We start from the raw sequence: 19192 nt of genomic DNA, 5'->3' as shown, positions 1-19192 counted from the left end.
CAATTTCATCTTGAAATAAAAAAGTTTCTGAATCGACAGTCACGACCGTCACTTGAAGTCTTCTGCTTTCGTTTCATCAGACGCTGACTTCCTCTGCCACCTGTCACCACGGTCTGCGTGTAGTTTGGCATGACAGCTTTTGCACAAGGAAATGAGATTGTCTCTGCTGTGCGTTCCTCCCTCTGCCAAAGGCAGCTTGTGGTGTACTTCCTCAACAGGCACGATGATTCCCTTGGCGTAGCATTGCTCACAGAACGGATGCGTCTTCACATAGGAATCACGAATCCGCTTCCACGCTCTGCCGTATCTACGGTGTACAGCAGGGTCCCTGTCGTACTTCTCATAGTTGCGGTTATAAAGTTTTGTATGTTCCTCGCAGAACCTGTTGTCTGTCAGCTTGGGACATCCGGGATAGTGGCATGGATGCTTTGGTTTACGCGGCATTCGGGTTACCTCCTTCCATTTGAATTGGAGGATGTACCATATCTGCTCTGCGTAAGAAACTTTACGATATGGCATAAGTTCCTCCTGGCATGACAAAAGCCCCGGAAGGATCACTCCTTCTGAGGCTTCTCATCAATTCTGAATTTGCATCCTAACAATATCACATAAGGCACCGTTGCAATGCGTTGCAAACAGCTGCATTTTTGACTGGGGCACATTTTTTTGAGTCCGACTTTATCCGCCGGAATCCCCACCCCTGGGGGATGCTTCATTTTATTATTGCAGTCTAACAATAACACATAGGATGCCGTTGCATTTAGTTGCAAACAGATGCATTTTTCAAATCAATGGCATTTTCCGGCAGGGTGATCTTTGCCACAGCCTTGTTGTGCCAACGCTGCACGGTTCCTCTGTCTACGCCAAGTTCGTCAGCGATCATCGGCCACGAATAATTATGGATGTACCGGAAACGAAGAACCGCCTGCTGCTCGGACTTATCCACCTGGGCGATGACCTCACGGATCTGTGCCTTCAGGCAGATCAGGCGTTCCTGTTCACGCAGGACTTTTTCCTCCATCTCCCACAGCTTTTCAAGGGTTCGGATATACGGGGCATCCGTGTTCTTGCTGGCATTGAAGTGTTCCTCAAAGCTGGGACTGGAAATGCTCTGCGACATCTGTCGAAGTTCATCGCACTCAATGGTGTGTGAATGGATGCGCTGATCCAGAAGATATGCCTGGTTCAAATATTCTTTTACTGTCATGCCGTTACCTCCTCATCAAGTCTTCTGATAAGGAACTCCGGGTCAAGCTCTGTCAGCTGGGAGAACCATTTACTCCGAAAGAATCGAAGGCATTCTTCTTTTGTAAACTGTGCATCCCGATTCTTTCTTCCTCTGGATAATTTTTTGACTGCTTCACGGTAATCCCTCACGGCCTGCAATACGATGGCGTTCGCAAGTTCCTCGTAAGGGTTCAGGTTTGAATTCTTGCTCATGTTGAGTTCCTCCGATTTCACATTTTTAGTTCCCTCGGATTGACTCTCATTTACTCTGATTTACAGTTCCGCTCTGACTGCATCGATCAGCGCCGTCTGCGTATTGTCCTTCTGGGCTAACGCTTTCAGAACCCTTTCATCAATGCTGTCCTTTGCGATAATGTGCTGTACCACAACGGTGCCGGACTTCTGTCCCTGCCGGAACAGTCTGGCATTGGTCTGCTGGTATAACTCCAAAGACCAGGTAAGACCGAACCACACCAGGTGGTTGCCTCCCGCCTGGAGGTTCAGACCATGTCCTGCAGATGCCGGATGGATAAGACCAACGGCAAACTCACCACGATTCCACATCTCAATGCTGCCGGGGGAAGAAATCCTTGCATACTCCACCTTCAGCTTGTCCAGGAGTTTGGTGATCCGTTCCAGGTCATGCTTGTACCAGTAAGCCACAAGGATGGGTCTGCCGTTTGCTGATTCGATGATGTCCTCCAAGGCATCCAGCTTCCGGTCATGGATGCGGATCACGGAATCATCATCTGCGTACACAGCACCATTTGCCATCTGGGACAGTTTATTGGAAAGTGCTGCGGCATTGGCGGCAGTGACCTCATGCTCCGGGATGTCCAGGATCAGGTCCTTTTTCATATCCTCATACCGCTGCTGTTCCTTTTCATCCAGGGTGACCGGGTACTCGGTGCTGATGAGTTCCGGCATTTTCAAGTGGTCAACTGCCTTCATGGAAATCGTGATGTCACCAATCCGGTTATAGATTTCCTTCTCCGCACCGGGGAGTGCCTTATAGGAATACACGATATTCCCGTTGCAGCGGTCGGGTCTGAAGAAGGTAATTCTGTACTGCCCGATGAACCGTCCCAACCGTTCACCCATATCCAAGCACCGAAATTCATAGAACAGGTCCATGAGTCCATTACTGCTTGGTGTTCCGGTAAGGCCCACCACTCGTTTCAGCCGGGGACGGAGTTTTAAGAAAGCCTTTGTCCGCTGGCTGTTTGCCTTAAAGGAAGAAAGTTCATCCAGGACTGCCATGTCGAAATCAAGGTATTTTCTGTCCTGCTGCATCAGCCACACCAGGTTTTCCCGGTTGATGATGTAAATTTCTGCATCGGCTCTCAGGGCAGCAAGTCTCTCAGCCGGAGTGCCGATGACAGCGGAATATCGAAGTTCCGACAGGTGATCCCATTTCTTAATTTCCTCTGGCCATGTACTTCTCGCCACACGAAGGGGTGCTACCACCAGGACTTTGCTGACCTCGAAGCGATTATGCAGAAGCTCCTCGATGGCAGTCAGAGTGATCACTGTTTTTCCAAGACCCATATCGAGGATTGCTGCCGTTATGGGATGAGCCAGGATGTATTCGATGGCGTATTTTTGATAATCATGCGGATTGAATTCCATCAAGAATACCTCCAATCTGTCCAGGGTGGTCAAGCACATACACCTTCTGACCCAGGAGACGAAGCTGTTCATGCCTGTGCATCTGCAGCTTTCTCGGTTCTTTGCCGGGAGCCTTGACCTCCACAAAGCCGACCTTCCCATCAGGTAATATGACAATGCGGTCGGGCCACCCCGATGTGCCGGAATTCCACTTCTCGCAAAGGCCGCCCCGCCTGCGAACTTCCTTTGCTAACTGCTGTTCGATATATTTTTCTCTCATGCGAGACCTCCATCATTCTTTACAAGAGTGACGGTCGTGACCCTCGTTTCATAAAACCCCTATATAACAAATTTTTCTATTTTTTCTCTCTATAGGACTTTTATATATGGAGTATCACGACTGTCACTTTTGGGATAAATGCTGTGGGCAAAGTTTCTGAAATGACCTTCACGACCGTCACATCTCGACATTTACCCACAGCTGCTTGGGTTTTTGAGTGTCACGACCTTCACTTAATCCAGAAAGTCCTGCCCCTCCTTCAATTTCAGCCCATAGACAAAACTGCCCTTATTGGACTTGCGCTTAAGGTATCCAGCTTTCTCCAGGGCACCATAAAAATCAGAAGTGCTGCGGACATACTCACCGTTTGCCATGCAGCTGAAACGGTACTGCTGATACAAATCTCCGGACTTCTCGGAATAGGAAGGATCGACCTCACAGCGTTCCTCAATGAACTGCCCCAGCCAGTCGTTGGATTCCCGGTACTTGTCAATTGCCTCTTTCACGACCTTGGGCAGCTCTGTGTGGAAGTTTGCCTCGATGGCTTTCTTCGCACCATTGATGATCCAGGTCATAATGTAAGGACCGGCATTCTCATAGAGGTAATCCGCATAGTTCTTGATGTCGGACTTTCCGGTGATCTTGGCATTGAAGGGAATGACGATCAGACGCCGCCAGATGCCATCATCGTTTGCACCGACCTTCGGCAGGTGGTTGGTATACAACACCAGGGTATGGGACGGAACAAAGTGGAACGGGTCCTTATACTTCTTCTCCGCCTGGATTTCATCGGTAGAACACAGCTGTTTTACCATTGAGGTATTCAGACGGACACCTTCCTCCATCTCGGATGCGATGATCAGACGCTTGCCCTTCAGTTCTGCAGCCTCCGGGCGGGTGTTGTGCTTACAGCTCATGGTGAGCGTGTCCGCAGAGATCTTTCCGGCATAGGTGCCGAGGACTCTGAAGATGGTATTCCAGAAGGTGGACTTACCGTTGGCACCGCCGCCGTAAGCAATGATCATATGCTCCTGGTAGACCTTGCCGATTGCCGCCATGCCCACTGTAGCCTGCACATAGTCGATAAGTTCCTTGTCACCGCAGAAGAAGGTATCCAGCGCCTGCTCCCAGATTTCCTTTCCGGTATCACCGGGGGACACATTGGTAATTTTGGTGATGAAATCTCCGGGTTCGTGGGGCTGTTCACCGTCCAGACCCTTCGCAAGGTCATAGGTGGCACAGGGGGTATTGAGCAGATTGGGGTCAACGTCGAGCTGAGATACATTGATGGCAACCATCGGCTTGACCGTGTTCTGTACATTGATGATGTTCCGGTAATTGCGGTACTTCATCACGAACTTCAGATAGGTATCTGCGCCCAGAAGGGCAAAGTACAGACCCATGATGCCTGCATCGGCACAGCCGTTTTTGAGGTTCTTGCCCCGGTCTTTCACGTCTGCTTCGGGGATTCCGGCAGCTACCAGGTTGTCCTCTGCGGCTTGAACGGCATCCTTCGCATCCTGCAGCTGAAGGTCCATGAAATCGAGGGAAGCCCCAAGAGCCAACTGCTTGTCCTCCTGCCAGCACTGGCCGTCAAATCTCAGCAGGTCGGTGGCACTGGTGTAACGCAGTTCATTGCCAAACTCCCTGGCGAGGACTTTGGCTTCACCCAGATCGGAATAATCCTCCGGCTTCATGCCCTCTTCTTCAAAGTCAGCATTGTACTCTTCCGGGGGAACATACCCTTCCTGGCTCTGGACTTTCTTGGCAAACTTCACCGCGCTGTTCCAGATGGTATTCAGTTCGCTGTCATCCAGGGGCGGATCACACTGCTCCGATCTCTGAAGGAACACCTGGTATGCCTTGTCGCACACACCATATTTCTTCAGGACCCGTCCGGCGAAGCGGCTCATGGTGTTGTTACGGCTGCCTTCCAGGATGGGGCCGCCCATCGGCAGCTTCTGTTCTGCCCTCTCCACCTCGGTCTCAAGAAGGTCGGACTTATCCAGGGTTTCATCGATCTGCAAAAATCCCTCATGCCAGACCACATCAGATACCTCGAACTCGGAGCCGTAGAAAAATCTCGCAGCATCCTGGGCCTTCTGGTCAAAGAAGGGATACTTCTTCTGAAGCGCGTTTTTCACCGCTGTGTACATAGCGGGGTCATCATATTTCTGGCAGGGAAACAGAATATGGTGTCTGGGTCTTGCAGACTTGTTTCCCTTGGGGAGCATATTGTGGCGGCTCGGAATGATCACATGGTCGACATCGGCAAATTCCTCTTCCAGGTCTTCCACCGTCTTCCAGTCGTTCGGATCGTCCGATTCGTTGTCCACATCTTGCGGAATCACATAGGATTCCAGGAAATTCTCAATGCTTCTGTAGTTGTCTTTGTACCTGGCAAAGACCTGGTCAAACTTGCCCGCCGCCACGAGTCCGGCCGGATCGGTGATGACGGCTCTGTTCGGATACAGGCAGTTACTGGCAACGCCAGTGCTGTTTGATGTGTATAAAATCAGTTCCATAAACGAATCCTCCTCAGCTGATTTCTTTGCACTCTTCCGTGAAATAGCGGATTGTCATGTTTTTCTTCTTTGCCTTTGCAATCTCTGCTTCCATGCCGGAGGATATCTTTTCACCGAATACCCACACCTGTTCGCATTTGCCCATCAGAACCATATCCATAAAAAGAGCAAGGTCTCTTTCTCTGGTTTCTGACATGAACTGTGGCAGGAGCAGATGAGCGGCTAACGGTATTGCCCCCTGATCCACCGCAAAACGGCAGTATCGTCTGGCCTTTTCTGTGTTTCTATCTACATCCCCGGAATAGGGGGAACAGATATAAACAAGAGGTCTCCACTTACGGGCTTCCTTTTCAATGTTGCAGACAGCCTCGTGAGCAGTCGGATCATAGTACCCTTCGCTGTTAAATCTACTAATTCCCATTGGTCGTTCTCCTTTCGTTAGAAGGTAAGGACTCCTGTCCTCCCGTCAGCTATGCAGCCCTCTTTGACCGGATTCCGAACTTTGGAGAAAAAAGTGAAAAATATTTTTTGAATTGTGAATCTTCCTATTAAATGCGAATGCCCCACCGGGATGAATTTCTCGGTGAGGGCATTTTTTGTTTGAAAGTTCGGAAATACCGCTAAGCGGGATGCATAGCTGGTGCCAGGAAGAGTAATCCGAACATCCGGAAAAAAACTTTCAAAGATTTTCGCCAAACTTCGGAAAAACAGCTTTCCCGGCTGCATAGCTGACAGGAAGGACAAGAGCCTTTCGGAAATGGAGGTGCTGCAGATGCAGAATGCGATGCGCGTAGACGCAATGCCCCAGGAAGATGAAATCCCGGATGAGGAACTCATCGACACGCTGATTGCCATAAGCGTGGTGGCAAAAAGACTGGCAATGAAGCTAAGAAAAATCAAAGACGAAGGAGACAAACAGAATGAACCACATGAATGAAATCTTACAGCTGCTCGACAACATCATCGTATGTGGCGAGAGCATGGCAAAGATCGGCAGGCTCCTCAAGGAGTTCATCCCCGAATTTGCAGAGGCGATCCCTCAGAAGACCAAAGCAGAACAGGTCATCGAAGCCGACACTGCTCCGGTTGCCCTTCCCGAAAAGAAGGAAGAACCTGCTGCCAAGACCTACACCTTTGCTGATGTCCGCAAGGCATTCTCCGCAAAGAGCCATGCCGGATACACCGCACAGGTCAAGGAACTCATCGGTAAGTATGGTGCTGACCGCCTTTCCGATGTGAAGGAGGAAGATTACCCGGCTCTGATGGCAGACCTGGAGGTGATCGGATGAGCAAACACGCTTTCCTCTCACCGTCAGCATCACACCGCTGGCTGAACTGCCCGCCTTCCGCAAGGCTGTGTGCAGAGGTTCCGGATCAGTCAAGTCCATATGCACAGCAGGGCACCTGCGCTCATGAACTCTGTGCCTACCTTGTAGAAAAGGCTCTCGGCAGGAATGTCAAAGACCCGACTGAGAACCTGGACTACTACGATTCCGAAATGCAGCAGTGCGCGGAAGGCTACGCTGCCTTCGTCATGGAGGAATATGAAAAGGTGAAGCAGACATGCCCCGACCCGGAAGTCCTCATCGAACAGAAGGTGGACTTCTCCAAATGGGTCGAAGGCGGTACCGGCACTGCCGACTGCATCATACTGGCAGACGGAACCGCTGAGATCATCGACTACAAGCACGGGCTTGGGGTCCTTGTTTCCGCTGAATCCGAAGAGTTCGGTGGCAATCCGCAGCTGATGTGCTACTGCCTCGGTATCCTTGCCATGTTTGATGGCATCTACGACATCGACACCGTGAAGATGGCGATCTACCAGCCGCGCCGTGAGAATGTCAGCGTCCATACCATGACAAAGGACGAACTCCTGAAATGGGCAGAGGACACTCTCGCTCCTACCGCTCTTCTGGCTATGGAGGGCAAAGGCGAATTTGCTGCCGGAGACCACTGCCAGTTCTGCAAGGTGAAAGCCACCTGCAGAAAGAGAGCCGAATACAACCTGGAACTTGCCCGGTACGACTTCCAGATGCCGGACACCCTGGAAGACCACGAGATCGATGCCATCCTCATGAAGGTGGATCAGCTGGCTTCCTGGGCTGCCGACGTCAAGGAATACGCACTGAACCAGGCTCTCCAGGGAACAGACTACGGTCACTTCAAAGTGGTCGAAGGCCGGAGCAACCGCAAGTACACTGATGAAGACCAGGTCGCAAAGGCTGTCACCGATGCAGGCTATGACCCTTACGACAGATCTGTCAAAGGCATCACAGCTATGACCAAACTCCTGGGTAAGAAAAAATTCGATGAGCTGCTTGGCAGCCTGACCTTCAAGCCCCAGGGCAAACCGACATTAGTACCCAAGTCGGACAAGCGTCCGGCAATGAAAAATTCCGCACAAGAAGATTTTAAAGAGTAAAGGAGAACAAAAATTATGGCAAAGTACATGAATCCCACCAAAGTTATCACCGGTCCTAACACCACCTTCAGCTACCTCAACTGCTGGGACCCCAAGGCAATCCAGGGCGGCACTCCCAAGTTCAGTGTTTCCCTCATCATCCCCAAGTCCGATGTGAAAACCATCGAGAAGATCAAGGCAGCTATCCAGGCAGCTTATGAGGAAGGTCAGTCCAAGCTGAAGGGCAACGGCAAGTCCGTACCCGCATTGTCCACCCTCAAGACCCCGCTGCGCGACGGCGATCTGGAGCGCCCCGATGACGAAGCCTACAAGAACAGCTACTTCATCAACGCCAACTCCGGCACTGCTCCCGGCATTGTGGATGCTGACCGCAATCCCATCATCGACCGCTCCGAGATGTATTCCGGTGTGAAGGGTCGCGCCTCCATCAACCTGTACGCCTACAATGTGAACGGCAACCGTGGCATCGCCTGCGGTCTGAACAACCTTCAGAAAATTTCTGACGGTACTCCTCTCGGCGGCAAGTCCCGTGCAGAGGATGATTTCGCTACCGAGGACGATGAGGATTTCCTCAACTAATCGATACCAGTAAAACAATAACCGGGGCGGCGGCACACACCGCTGCCGCCCCACATTTTTAAGGAGGATTTGACCCATGAGTAGAATTTACACATCAGAGCAGGTATCCCGTGGTCATGTGGATAAGATCTGCGACCAGATCGCAGACGCGATTGTCACGGACTGCCTCGCCCATGACCAGAACAGCCGTGTGGCGGTGGAATGCCTGATCAAAAATAACACCATCATCATCGCCGGAGAGATCACCAGCCACCATGAGCCGGACTATGCAAAACTGGTCTGCCAGGTCATGAACCGTATCGGCATTGACAAACTCGGCTATGAGAGACTTGAAGTGAAAGGCATGATCAGCAAGCAGTCCGCAGATATCGCTCTCGGTGTAGACAAGGGCGGCGCTGGTGATCAGGGCATCATGTTCGGCTATGCCACCAATGAAACTCCGGAGATGCTCCCGATTCCTTTTGCGGTTGCGACACGCTTCATCCATCATCTGGAAGGCTTGAACTGCGAAATGTTCAAAGCGGATGCAAAAGCCCAGGTCAGCTATGATTATGAGAGTGGCCGCATCACAACCTTCCTTTGCTCCGTGCAGCACAGCGAGAACGCTTCCCCGGAGGACATCCGTGCCATCATTGAGCCTTTGATGATCCTGACCGCTGCGGAGTATGGTCTGAACACAGACTTTGAGAAGCTCATCAACCCCACCGGCCGTTTCGTCATCGGCGGTTCCAAGGCTGACTGCGGTGTGACTGGAAGGAAACTCGCCTGTGACACCTATGGCGGCCTCGGCAGGATCGGAGGTGGTGCCCTCTCCGGTAAAGACCCGTCTAAGGTTGACCGCTCTGCTGCCTACATGGCACGTAAAATCGCAAGAGATATCGTCCGTGGCGGTTATGCCGATAAGTGCGAAGTCCAGATCGGATATGCAATCGGCAAGGCAGAACCTGTTTCCGTTATGGTAGAAACCTTCGGAACAGGCCGTGTCTGCAACCATCTCCTTCAGGGATACATCCGTTCCAACTATGACCTGACCCCGAAGGGCATCATCGAATACCTCCATCTTCTGAAGGTGGATTACAATGCCGTTTCCTCCGGTGGTCATTTCGGTAAGGAATGGCTGCCTTGGGAAATGGACGAAGAAGATGCCGAATATCTCTACGGCGAAGAATAATCTGAATCTACCGGGGTGTGGATACTCGCACCCCGGTTTTTACTACAGGAGGCAATCATGGACAAAATGAAATCATTATCGATCGACCTTGAGACATTCTCCGATGTCGACCTTAAGAAATGTGGTGTGTACCGCTATGCAGAATCCCCCAACTTTGAAATCCTGCTTTTTGCTTATTCCGAGGACAATGGTCCTGTCCAGGTGGTCGACTTGGCGTGTGGGGAAGAGGTTCCGGAGCATGTCCTTGCGGCTCTTACTGATGAAGAGATCACGAAATGGGCATACAATGCATCCTTCGAGCGGGTGTGTCTATCTTACTGGCTGCGTAAGCATCACCCGGAACATTTCTGCAGCTACAGCATCCCGGAAGACACCGTTGGTAACTATCTCGACCCGTCATCCTGGAAATGCTCTCGCATCTGGGGAGCATACATGGGGCTTCCACTCTCCCTGGAAGGCATTGGTGCTGTGCTGAAGCTGAATGACCAGAAAATGAAAGAGGGAAAAGACCTCATCCGATATTTCTGTGTTCCGTGCAAACCCACTAAGTCCAATGGCGGTCGCACAAGAAACCTGCCGGAGCATGACAGGGAGAAATGGGAAACCTTCAAATCCTATAACAAGCGCGATGTTGAAGTGGAACTCGCAGTGAAGGACAGGCTGACCAAGTATCCTGTTCCTGAATTCATCTGGGATCAGTATCACCTTGACCAGGAAATCAATGACCGTGGCATTGGCGTGGATATGCAGCTTGTCAGGAATGCCATCAGCATCGATGCCCAGACCAAACACTCTCTCCTCTCCCAAATGCAGAACAGCACTGGACTGGAGAACCCAAACAGCGTCAGCCAGATGAAAGGGTGGCTTTTCGATAAGGGAATCGAAACAGAGTCCCTCGACAAGAAGGCTGTCAAAGAACTGCTGCCGGATGCCGACAGCGATGTGGCCGATGTACTTCGCTGCCGACAGCAGCTTGCCAAGTCATCCGTCAGCAAGTACAAGGCAATGGAGAATATGGTGTGCGCTGACAGCCGAGCCAGAGGATGCTTCATGTTTTATGGTGCAAGCCGCTCCGGCAGATGGGCAGGCCGGGGCATCCAGCTGCAGAACCTTCCTCAGAACCACATGGAAGATCTGGAAGAAGCCAGAAACCTCGTCCGTGACGGTAACTTCACCGCCCTGGAGCTTCTCTATGATAATATCCCGCAGGTCCTTTCCGAACTGATCCGGACAGCCTTCGTGCCAAGACCGGGATACAAATACATCGTCAGCGACTTCTCTGCCATCGAGGCACGAGTGCTTTCCTTTCTTGCCGGGGAACAGTGGCGTATGGATGTATTTGCAGAGGGAAAAGACATCTACTGTGCAAGTGCAAGCCAGATGTTCCATGTTCCGGTTGAAAAACACGGCATCAATTCCCATCTTCGCCAGAAGGGAAAAATCGCCGAGTTGGCTCTTGGCTACGGTGGCTCCGTTGGCGCATTGAAGGCGATGGGGGCTTTGGAGATGGGCTTGCAGGAGGAAGAACTCCAGCCCCTGGTGGATGCATGGCGCTCTTCCAATCCCAATATCACTGCATTCTGGTGGGCGATAGACGCAGCTGTCAAACAGGCTGTGATCTATAAAACTTCCGCAGACACACACGGTTTCCATATCTACTACCAGGGTGGTATGCTCTTTATCGATCTCCCATCCGGCAGACGGCTCTCCTATGTTAAGCCCCGTATGGGTGTGAACCAGTTCGGCTCTGAGAGCGTGACCTATGAAGGGACTACCACCGGAAAATGGGGAAGGATTGAAAGCTACGGACCCAAATTCGTAGAGAACATCGTCCAGGCAGTAAGCCGTGATATCTTGGCTTATGCCATGCAGACCCTTTCCCACTGCTTTATCTGCGGTCATGTGCATGATGAACTGATCATCGAATGCAGCCCTGATGTATCCCTGGAGGCTATCTGTGAGCAGATGGGGAGAACCCCTCCCTGGATCAAAGGACTGCTTCTCAGAGCAGACGGGTATGAGTGTGATTTTTATAAGAAAGAGTAAAAGACGGCACCGTGGACCAATACCTCCACGGTGCCGCTGTTATTTAGAAATACATCTTCAAAAGAGTCTCCAAAGCCTTCTGTGCCTCTGCACGATAATATTCCGTATCACCAACCTTATTGGCACTGAAGTTCTGAGTGTCAATCTGGTCAAAATCGGAAATTCCCTCCGGCGCTGTACCAAGAACCTGATTGCGGACACGGTTTGCTGCATCGTGCTTCAGATGCATACGGGTGGCAAATTCTTCTCCTTTGTAGCCCATTCCCATGAGGAGCATGGCAAGGCAGTGCTTCGGAGACTTGTCCATCATGGCCTCGAACTTAGCCACAATTCTCTGTTGAGCTTCAGAAAGGTTCTCCTCCTCAATGAGGGCCAGATCTGCTGCTGGAGCTTCTGCCAGGGTAAGCCCATTTTCATCCTGCTGCTCTTCAAGGCTGACCTTGGAGATCAGCTTTCTTTCAAACTTGCCTTTATTCGGGCAGTTGATGCAGGATACTCGGTTATCACCGTTCTTCTTCGGGCACTCCTTGTATGTACCATCCTGCTGGGGAATCATGCAGCGACCCTCTGTAGGTGTCGGAAGCTGTTCTCTCTGCCAAGAGTTAAACTGTGCCTTTGCCACAGCTTCAAACTCCTTCGGCACTGCTTTCAGGACAGCCTTTACAGATTTCCCAGCTTTCGTGATGGTAACAACGCTCTCTTTGTTGGTCACATTGTTCTTGACATCTTCCTCATCATAAGGGGTGAAAACCAGCACCTCATCAGCCTTCAGCGGTTCTCCATTGTAGTTTACAGTAACGTTCTTCTTTGTCATAGTCTTGTCCTTTCTGACCGAATGAGTCAGAGGGCAAAACAGTGACTGACGTCCTTGGAGATACTGCCCCAGCCGAAAATGAGCGCACTTGACCGAGGGTACTTCCATCACTGATTGCACTCGACCTCTCGGCCTGCAAAAATTTGTGATGAATGTGTACCCCGCCTTCGGACGTCACTCCGGCGGTATTACATTTTTTTGAGCATTGAATGCTCAGATGGCAGCGCAGTGATCTGTGTTGCCGTCTCAGAATTCAATCTGAAGTCTTTCCGGGGATCTTTCCTCGGAATAAAAAAAAAGACAGCCAGGGAACACCCATCTTGGGTATTCATCCTGGCCGTCTTGCAGCTCTGTGGATGTTATGCAGCTTCTTTGTGTACTGGCATCTCAACCAGATCATAATCGCCATTTGGCTTCAGCGTAAAAATCATATCCACACCCCGATCACGAATCGTGACCGTGTTTTCCTCCGGGTTCCAAGTCCCTCTCAGTTTGCCTTTTGAATCTCGCAGTTCTGTCATCGACATTCCTCCTTTAAAGTGAAAAAAGCCGGGATAGAGATCAGAGCATCTACGTGATGCAATAATTTCTACCCCGGCTTGGTTACATAATGAACGGCACGTTCAGGTATCTATTCTGTTAAACCATGCTCGGACTTTCCATTTCCTGGTTATTCATTTTGATTTCCAAGCGCGGACCATTATTAAACTGCTGGCATATCGCATCCCACGGTTCATATGACACGACGTTCCCGCCCTTCATATATACCAACGACAAAACGCCATTAACAAGGGCCTTGTATCCCACCAGCATTTCTTTTCCGTGAGTTACATAAATTCCGTTTTCTCTTTTACTCATCCAGTATCCTCCTGTTATAGATTGTTATGGTCCTCGTAATCCTCATCCAACCAAGCAGCTATATATCCATCAGATGTACCAACCGGACGGTCTAACACGCTTGGCGTTTGATTTGTATTGGATAGCCATGTTTCTTCCACTACTTTCTCGTTGTCTGTATCTACCAACATCACCGATATCGCAGAGTTGATAGGAGCGCCCTTGTACTGGTTAACAACATAAGCATATATTGTCGGATCGCAGAAAATAAAAGTAGTCTTCTGATTTTCAAAATAGTCAGGCTCCCATGCGTCAATAAGGAATACTCTTGCTAATAGAGAATTCAATCTGTCAGACATAATACCCATTGGTCGATTATGTTCGTCAGCCTTATATGTGTTTACATCAAAGTACCACAATTGCTGTGGAGCATCTTCAATATAAAAAGCGAAATCGAAATACATCCTCATCCCGTATGGTGCTTCTGTCCGCCTACGCTCCATTGAGGCAGGTACTTTCATAATCGGAACATCTCTCTCAAGCAATGCGGCAACAATGGCATTTTTTGCGTGTCTCTCTCTGTTCATGCTTTCTTCTCGGAGAGAATAATGCTGACCCATTGAAGTCCTACGCTCATGTTCCTTTTTGTCTCTCATTCCATTAGCCAACATGAACATGTCCAGACTAAATCCGCTTTCAGGGTCTCTATGCTCGTATATTGCTTTTACAACATCCTCTGCGAGTGGCTTTGCAATTTTTCCGTTTGCGATACGTGAAAGAGTGGAGGCACCAATGCCGCAATCCTCTGCAAATTGAGCCATTGTTCTGTTTGCACCCTTTGCTTTTATCACATATTCACTTATTCTCATTATGTCAGGTGTCCGAACCTGTACATACTCGGTATCTCTCTCCTCAGCCATTGCTCGAACCTCCATTTCATGTACTTGCAACTTTCTTGCTGTTCTATGCAAGAATAATAACATACAAACTTATATCTGTCAATACCTCGATGCAATCTTATTGCAATTTTCTTTCAAGTCGTTGCAAGTCGCTTTCCTGCTCGTATCTGGACGTAGCTTTCTATTCAGACAGCTTATCAATAGAAGCAATCCATTCCAATATCTCATCAGCGGAAAGCGTACCTTCTTCCTTTTGCTTCCGTCTTAGTTTCATCCCCTCTGTTAATTCCGACAGCTGCGCTTGCAGATCGGTTCTTTCTGGATGCCTTTTTATCGCCATCTTAAACCGCATATACAATCTCCGGTATTCTTGGGTCAGGACATCATTTTTCATTTTCCTGGCCCTTGCTGCATTGGCCCCAACATCCCTGCAGGCTTTGCTACTATCCTGGGGAGACGGATACCCGCAGTAGAGTGAATCAGATCGTCCCACCGGAACAAAATACTGCCCGCAGTTTTTGCACTTGACGAACTTTGTTTTTGCATCCATGGCATGGGCAGCTTCAAATAGGATGAGCGACATCGATGACTTGATCGTGTAGATGGAATGAAACGCATTATCATAAAACATAATGTGGAAATCAATATGCTGGAAGTCCGTGTTGTCAGCATACAGGCCCCAGAAGGCCATTACCTGATTTTCCTCATATTCCTCTCCCGATACCAGCATATTGAAGGAATGCTTAAACACGACATAGGAATTTGCATATGCCGCATAGGCGGTCAGCATTGCCTGACCGATGGTACTGATACCAAAGGTCTCAACGCCCGTTTCTTCCAGAATGAAAGATTCAATCTGATCTGTATCCATATCCCTGTTAAGTGGGTCAATCAGTGCTTTCAGTTCTTCTTCGTTAGCGCGATTGAAGTCAGCCATAAAGCCTGAAAAGTCCGCCAGAATCATCACCGCTGTGATTACCCCAAACTTCTCCAGACAGGCTTCATAAAGATTCATGAGTGCGTGACCACCGTTTTCTTTCAAAGCCGAATCATGGAAATACGGGTTTTCTAAGATGAGCGGTTTGATCTCCGTTGGTCGGAGTCTGGCATACTCACAAGCCATACCTCCTATCGGATATTCCTTGATGATGTCGCCTTCCATCACGATATTCTTCTTGCCATCAAAATCCACATTCAAACCGATGTCCATGCTATGTACCTCCTGTTATCAATCATTATAGACCTACAAAAATTGGAATATTGTAAACAATCGTTGTATTCGTTTATCGGTTGATAACATTATAGCAATTTGCAGTTCGTAGTCAATGGCTACGCAAAATATCGGTTGATAACAATTTTCAGATACTGATTGTTAACGCCCCATTACGCCAGGCATGATAACCTGATCCCTGTTATCACACGGCATCTTCAAATCACCCAGCAGACAAGCCTGAAATATGGCCTTCTTTCCAAACCGCCTCCTTATCTCTTCAATGCAGTCATCCAATCTGTCCAGACGATCCAAATGGGCTATATCGGTAAATAGGACAAGCTGCTCCGGCTTACTCTTCGGTTTAAGGTTTATGGCGCGTACCGTCACAGCACGAACCGGAACAGTCCACCGATAGTTGTCCTGGAAAATCTGAAAAGCCTTCTTTGCAATGATAGTCGGATTCTGTGATGCAAGGGATAATGGTGCCTGAAACTGGCGGTACCCAAGGTCATTGCTCCTGATGCTGATCTGGACCCCTGTTGCCTTCAGCTTATGCACTCTTAGTCGATGACCGATGTCTTGCGACAATTCCAACATAACCTTCCATACTTCATCTTCATTTTCGAGGTCTGCCGTACAGGTGATTCCATGACCGATGGACTTCATCGGAGATACGAAGTCCTTATGCATAACCGGGGCATCATCAAGCCCGGATGCAGACCGCCACAGCCCAAGCCCATTCACACCTAAAAGTCTTTTTAGCATCATGGGATCAGCATTGGCGATACCGCCGATTGTTGTAATACCATACTGTGCCAGTTTCGCTGTGGTTGCCCTTCCTACAAAGAGTAAATCAGATGCTGGTAACGGCCATATCTTCTCTTTGAATTCATCCTTACGAATTTCTGTAATTGCATCCGGCTTTTTCATGTCACTTCCCAGCTTGGCGAATATCTTATTAAAAGAAACGCCAATCGAAACGGTAAGCCCTAACTCTTCCTTAACTGACTGCCGGATTTTCTCTGCAATCTCCATACCGGTTCCGCAAACACCCCGACTGGCAGTAACATCAAGCCAACACTCATCCATGCCATAGGGTTCTACCTGGTCGGTGTATCTCTGGTAGATGTTACGGGCAAGCTCTGAATACTTGAGGTACTGCTCATACTGTGGCTTTACCATAATAAGGTTGGGGCAGCACTGCCTTGCTTCCCAGTTTACCATGCCCGTTTTCACTCCTGCTTTTTTGGCGAGTTCGGACTTGGCAAGAACAATACCGTGTCTGTTCTCTGTACTGCCACAAACAGCCACCGCTTTCCCACGCAGGGATGGATCAAGCATCATCTCTACGGAGGCATAAAAACAATTCATGTCACTATGTAATATAGTTCTTTCACCCAACTTCATCACCTTCCTTATAAAACTTCAACATTTCCTTTTGACAAGATGAAGTTGCAGCGATATAATCCCATCTTTGACAGTGAAAGAGGCTGAAAGCCCTGAAAATGCAGGTTTCCAGCCTCTTTTTACGCATCAAAAATGTAGCTACATCTTATTACTTTTCTCTTTTTTAACCGGCTTTCTCGATGCCTGAATCACCTTTCTCATTCCTGCATCGGTAAAGACTTCATAGTCGGTACGAAAGCCTGCGATCTCATGCAGGGCATCTGTCAAATCGGTCCTTGTATAGGAAGGGTAATAACCGAGCTTTTCCCCGGGACGATACATTTTCATGTCTCTCAGTGTACGAATAATGTCACTGCAGGTGTATTTGCCGTCCAGTCGTCTCTCCAGAATCCGGAAAATAAATAAGGCAAGATAGCAGGTCAGGAAGTGCGCTTTGATGCGATCTTCCCGCTGAAGATAGACCGGACGTGCCTGAAATTCTGTCTTCATGATCCGGAAACATTCTTCGATTTCCCATCGGCCATGATTGATCTGTATGATTTTGGACACGGGCGTGTTCTCAAGGTTTGTACATACTGCGTAAAAGCCATCGTATTTTTCTTCTTCTGAGATGATTGTTTCATCCAGATAAGGGATTTTCTTTGCGCAGACTTCACCGTTTTCCGTGATGGCATCGACAGCAATGAAACGGTTAGGATCATTCTGGTTCTTGCCTTTTCTGTCGGAACTGCCGCTGTCTATGATCTTTCTCGCGCGGCTGATCTGATCTTCACGCACTTTTCTCTGGTAATTCCGGTATTTAAGAGAAAATGTAACGATCAGACGCTGTTCCAACGGCGCATTCCCCTGCCGTCTGCTTTTCTGAGAGATGTCTTCTGTAATCCATTTCTCTTTATAAAACGTTTTGTCGTAATCCTTTTCATCATCCAGAGAGTTGAGGTCGTAAACACCTTCTTCTCCGGCAAGATGCCAGCCGGTTGCATCCAAAGCATACCCTTCCAGATCAGAGGGGAGCATTTTAATCGACTGTGTCGTGATGAAGCTCCGAATTCGTACATTCCCCAGCTTTCTGTCATTGAACTTACGGTTCTGAACAGAGGATAAGCCGGCGTCTGTACAGACAACGACCTGACTCATTCCATAGTCATTCAGCACTTTCTGTTCCAAAGGCTTCAGGGTAGGCTGCTCGTTCTGATTCCCCGGGTAAATGCTGAAGGCAAGAGGAATTCCATCCGCATCCATGAAGAGTCCCATCCCGACAATGGGGAGAGGCTGATGCTGCTTGGATTTTCCGTATCTGCGAAGCTCATCTTCCTGTTCAATTTCAAAGTAGTAGTTGGTGCAATCGTAATAAAGAATGTCATCCCTGCGTTCCAGAATCTTCTGACTGTTCTGATATAACCGGGACTGAATCAGGTCGCTTTCTGCAGAGAGGACGGAAAGAGCCCGGTAGATGTCATGCAGCTGGAAGGAAGGCTGCTCCAGAAAGGTACGCGCCTTTTGATTGGCAGCGTTCTTGGAGGAAGGATAGAGAATCCTTGTGTAAGTCAGTATAGACAGCACTTCATTCAGGTCATACTCAAAAGAGTATTTTTCCTGAATAGAACGGCAGATCTTATCAAGGCCGAGGTCATAGTAAATGCGCTGCAGGAACAGATATCCGCAGTTGAAGGAATGAGCATCCCCTTTTTTCATAAGTTTCACAGGGGAGCGGCTGATCATGACAGACTTCTGCTCTTCATACTCTTTCTGGTTGAGTTCATTTACGTACTCCTGTGCCCATTGATAGGGATCGACCCCATTTGCCCGGGCACGAACCTGATCGAGATTGCCGAGCTTTTCAATGGTTACAGAACTGACGGAACCGTTTGACTTGCGGATACTCTTCTGAACATAAAAAGTGGCAGAGTTTTTTGATTTGCTGATCGTGAGCTTCATAAGAAAAATCCCTCCTGAGAAGGATTATATCATAGATAGCTACAAATAGCTACACAAAAGTGAATGAAATTTGACAAAACAAAAAAGACTGGAAGCCAGTCTTTATAAGGGTTTGAGGCATATGAGGGAGGTGATTTATAAGGCCTTAGTTGTCAAAGACCCGGGAGGCATAAAAACAATTCATGTCACTATGTAATATAGTTCTTTCACCCAACTTCATCACCTT

The 19192-nt window shown here is 49.0% G+C and carries 20 protein-coding genes; 6 read left to right on the top strand and 14 right to left on the bottom strand.

Going from position 1 to position 19192, the window contains the following annotated elements; genetic code table 11:
- Positions 1-48 precede the first annotated feature (48 nt).
- The 7 genes from ACTQWB_RS07445 to ACTQWB_RS07415 all read right to left on the bottom strand — a co-directional run bounded on the left by ACTQWB_RS07445 (position 49) and on the right by ACTQWB_RS07415 (position 6061).
- Complete coding sequence (locus ACTQWB_RS07445; protein ID WP_441501312.1) at positions 49-444, bottom strand: HNH endonuclease; 396 nt, start codon at positions 442-444, stop codon at positions 49-51.
- A gap of 316 nt (positions 445-760) precedes the next feature.
- Positions 761-1207: a DUF1492 domain-containing protein gene (locus tag ACTQWB_RS07440; protein WP_441501311.1), complete on the bottom strand. Its 447-nt coding sequence runs from the start codon at positions 1205-1207 to the stop codon at positions 761-763.
- Positions 1204-1440 carry a hypothetical protein gene (locus tag ACTQWB_RS07435; protein WP_441501310.1) on the bottom strand — a complete coding sequence of 79 codons (237 nt, stop codon included), beginning with the start codon at positions 1438-1440 and terminating at the stop codon, positions 1204-1206. Before ACTQWB_RS07435 ends, ACTQWB_RS07440 begins: the two co-directional genes overlap by 4 nt.
- 60 nt (positions 1441-1500) lie before the next feature.
- Positions 1501-2856, bottom strand: a complete 1356-nt coding sequence (locus tag ACTQWB_RS07430) for an SNF2-related protein (RefSeq protein WP_441501309.1) — start codon at positions 2854-2856, stop codon at positions 1501-1503.
- Positions 2837-3115, bottom strand: a complete 279-nt coding sequence (locus tag ACTQWB_RS07425) for a VRR-NUC domain-containing protein (protein ID WP_441501308.1) — start codon at positions 3113-3115, stop codon at positions 2837-2839. The genes ACTQWB_RS07430 and ACTQWB_RS07425 overlap by 20 nt, the downstream gene beginning before the upstream one ends.
- Positions 3116-3348: 233 nt before the next feature.
- Positions 3349-5373 carry a phage/plasmid primase, P4 family gene (locus ACTQWB_RS07420; RefSeq protein ID WP_441501307.1) on the bottom strand — a complete coding sequence of 675 codons (2025 nt, stop codon included), beginning with the start codon at positions 5371-5373 and terminating at the stop codon, positions 3349-3351.
- Positions 5374-5653: 280 nt separating this feature from the next.
- A complete protein-coding gene (locus ACTQWB_RS07415; protein WP_178686196.1) occupies positions 5654-6061 on the bottom strand; it encodes a DUF7768 domain-containing protein in 408 nt (135 codons plus the stop codon).
- A 351-nt stretch (positions 6062-6412) separates the two neighbouring features.
- Here ACTQWB_RS07415 and ACTQWB_RS07410 point away from each other — a divergent pair, with 351 nt between their 5' ends.
- The 6 genes from ACTQWB_RS07410 (at position 6413) to ACTQWB_RS07385 (ending at position 11858) form a co-directional block, all read left to right on the top strand.
- Entirely contained in the window at positions 6413-6577 is a 165-nt protein-coding gene (locus ACTQWB_RS07410; RefSeq protein ID WP_441501306.1) for a hypothetical protein, read from the top strand.
- On the top strand, positions 6561-6929 hold the full coding sequence (locus ACTQWB_RS07405) for a hypothetical protein (protein ID WP_178686197.1): 369 nt from the start codon (positions 6561-6563) through the stop codon (positions 6927-6929). Before ACTQWB_RS07410 ends, ACTQWB_RS07405 begins: the two co-directional genes overlap by 17 nt.
- Entirely contained in the window at positions 6926-8062 is a 1137-nt protein-coding gene (locus ACTQWB_RS07400) for a DUF2800 domain-containing protein (RefSeq protein WP_441501305.1), read from the top strand. Before ACTQWB_RS07405 ends, ACTQWB_RS07400 begins: the two co-directional genes overlap by 4 nt.
- A 15-nt stretch (positions 8063-8077) precedes the next feature.
- The gene (locus tag ACTQWB_RS07395) at positions 8078-8641 is read left to right on the top strand and encodes an ssDNA-binding protein (protein WP_178686199.1); all 564 of its coding nucleotides are present in this window, start codon (positions 8078-8080) and stop codon (positions 8639-8641) included.
- Positions 8642-8717: 76 nt separating this feature from the next.
- Positions 8718-9812 carry a methionine adenosyltransferase gene (gene metK, locus ACTQWB_RS07390; RefSeq protein ID WP_441501304.1) on the top strand — a complete coding sequence of 365 codons (1095 nt, stop codon included), beginning with the start codon at positions 8718-8720 and terminating at the stop codon, positions 9810-9812.
- Positions 9813-9878: 66 nt separating this feature from the next.
- Positions 9879-11858, top strand: coding sequence for a DNA polymerase (locus tag ACTQWB_RS07385; protein ID WP_441046936.1), 1980 nt, complete (start codon positions 9879-9881; stop codon positions 11856-11858).
- 43 nt (positions 11859-11901) lie between these two features.
- On the opposite strand, the gene ACTQWB_RS07380 is transcribed toward ACTQWB_RS07385, so the two are convergent.
- The 7 genes from ACTQWB_RS07380 to ACTQWB_RS07350 all read right to left on the bottom strand — a co-directional run bounded on the left by ACTQWB_RS07380 (position 11902) and on the right by ACTQWB_RS07350 (position 18966).
- Positions 11902-12672 carry a hypothetical protein gene (locus tag ACTQWB_RS07380; RefSeq protein WP_441501303.1) on the bottom strand — a complete coding sequence of 257 codons (771 nt, stop codon included), beginning with the start codon at positions 12670-12672 and terminating at the stop codon, positions 11902-11904.
- A 359-nt stretch (positions 12673-13031) separates the two neighbouring features.
- A complete protein-coding gene (locus ACTQWB_RS07375; RefSeq protein ID WP_441501302.1) occupies positions 13032-13193 on the bottom strand; it encodes a hypothetical protein in 162 nt (53 codons plus the stop codon).
- 118 nt (positions 13194-13311) lie between these two features.
- Positions 13312-13530 carry a hypothetical protein gene (locus ACTQWB_RS07370; RefSeq protein ID WP_441501301.1) on the bottom strand — a complete coding sequence of 73 codons (219 nt, stop codon included), beginning with the start codon at positions 13528-13530 and terminating at the stop codon, positions 13312-13314.
- A 14-nt stretch (positions 13531-13544) separates the two neighbouring features.
- Positions 13545-14429 (bottom strand): helix-turn-helix domain-containing protein, encoded by an 885-nt coding sequence (locus tag ACTQWB_RS07365; protein ID WP_441501300.1) that lies wholly within the window; start codon positions 14427-14429, stop codon positions 13545-13547.
- Positions 14430-14589: 160 nt separating this feature from the next.
- Positions 14590-15618, bottom strand: coding sequence for a DUF6076 domain-containing protein (locus ACTQWB_RS07360; RefSeq protein ID WP_441501299.1), 1029 nt, complete (start codon positions 15616-15618; stop codon positions 14590-14592).
- Between the two features lie 162 nt (positions 15619-15780).
- Complete coding sequence (locus ACTQWB_RS07355) at positions 15781-17022, bottom strand: DNA polymerase Y family protein (protein WP_441501298.1); 1242 nt, start codon at positions 17020-17022, stop codon at positions 15781-15783.
- 144 nt (positions 17023-17166) lie between these two features.
- On the bottom strand, positions 17167-18966 hold the full coding sequence (locus tag ACTQWB_RS07350; RefSeq protein WP_441501297.1) for an IS1634 family transposase: 1800 nt from the start codon (positions 18964-18966) through the stop codon (positions 17167-17169).
- Positions 18967-19192: the final 226 nt, after the last annotated feature.

It is taken from the genome of Blautia sp. HCP3S3_H10_2 (assembly GCF_052122375.1).
Taxonomy (GTDB): domain Bacteria; phylum Bacillota; class Clostridia; order Lachnospirales; family Lachnospiraceae; genus Blautia_A.
Note: the sequence above shows the minus strand (reverse complement) of the source record. Positions and strands in the feature narration are given on the sequence as shown.

What these genes read in the sequence shown, in the direction of transcription:
- ACTQWB_RS07435 (WP_441501310.1), bottom strand. Translation starts at nt 1,440, where the DNA reads ATGAGCAAGAATTCAAACCTGAACCCTTACGAGGAACTTGCGAACGCC.
- ACTQWB_RS07350 (WP_441501297.1), bottom strand. Translation starts at nt 18,966, where the DNA reads ATGAAGCTCACGATCAGCAAATCAAAAAACTCTGCCACTTTTTATGTT.
- ACTQWB_RS07440 (WP_441501311.1), bottom strand. Translation starts at nt 1,207, where the DNA reads ATGACAGTAAAAGAATATTTGAACCAGGCATATCTTCTGGATCAGCGC.
- ACTQWB_RS07385 (WP_441046936.1), top strand. Translation starts at nt 9,879, where the DNA reads ATGAAATCATTATCGATCGACCTTGAGACATTCTCCGATGTCGACCTT.
- ACTQWB_RS07410 (WP_441501306.1), top strand. Translation starts at nt 6,413, where the DNA reads ATGCAGAATGCGATGCGCGTAGACGCAATGCCCCAGGAAGATGAAATC.
- ACTQWB_RS07445 (WP_441501312.1), bottom strand. Translation starts at nt 444, where the DNA reads ATGCCGCGTAAACCAAAGCATCCATGCCACTATCCCGGATGTCCCAAG.
- metK (WP_441501304.1), top strand. Translation starts at nt 8,718, where the DNA reads ATGAGTAGAATTTACACATCAGAGCAGGTATCCCGTGGTCATGTGGAT.
- ACTQWB_RS07415 (WP_178686196.1), bottom strand. Translation starts at nt 6,061, where the DNA reads ATGGGAATTAGTAGATTTAACAGCGAAGGGTACTATGATCCGACTGCT.
- ACTQWB_RS07395 (WP_178686199.1), top strand. Translation starts at nt 8,078, where the DNA reads ATGGCAAAGTACATGAATCCCACCAAAGTTATCACCGGTCCTAACACC.
- ACTQWB_RS07400 (WP_441501305.1), top strand. Translation starts at nt 6,926, where the DNA reads ATGAGCAAACACGCTTTCCTCTCACCGTCAGCATCACACCGCTGGCTG.
- ACTQWB_RS07375 (WP_441501302.1), bottom strand. Translation starts at nt 13,193, where the DNA reads ATGACAGAACTGCGAGATTCAAAAGGCAAACTGAGAGGGACTTGGAAC.
- ACTQWB_RS07370 (WP_441501301.1), bottom strand. Translation starts at nt 13,530, where the DNA reads ATGAGTAAAAGAGAAAACGGAATTTATGTAACTCACGGAAAAGAAATG.
- ACTQWB_RS07365 (WP_441501300.1), bottom strand. Translation starts at nt 14,429, where the DNA reads ATGGCTGAGGAGAGAGATACCGAGTATGTACAGGTTCGGACACCTGAC.
- ACTQWB_RS07380 (WP_441501303.1), bottom strand. Translation starts at nt 12,672, where the DNA reads ATGACAAAGAAGAACGTTACTGTAAACTACAATGGAGAACCGCTGAAG.
- ACTQWB_RS07360 (WP_441501299.1), bottom strand. Translation starts at nt 15,618, where the DNA reads ATGGACATCGGTTTGAATGTGGATTTTGATGGCAAGAAGAATATCGTG.
- ACTQWB_RS07425 (WP_441501308.1), bottom strand. Translation starts at nt 3,115, where the DNA reads ATGAGAGAAAAATATATCGAACAGCAGTTAGCAAAGGAAGTTCGCAGG.
- ACTQWB_RS07430 (WP_441501309.1), bottom strand. Translation starts at nt 2,856, where the DNA reads ATGGAATTCAATCCGCATGATTATCAAAAATACGCCATCGAATACATC.
- ACTQWB_RS07405 (WP_178686197.1), top strand. Translation starts at nt 6,561, where the DNA reads ATGAACCACATGAATGAAATCTTACAGCTGCTCGACAACATCATCGTA.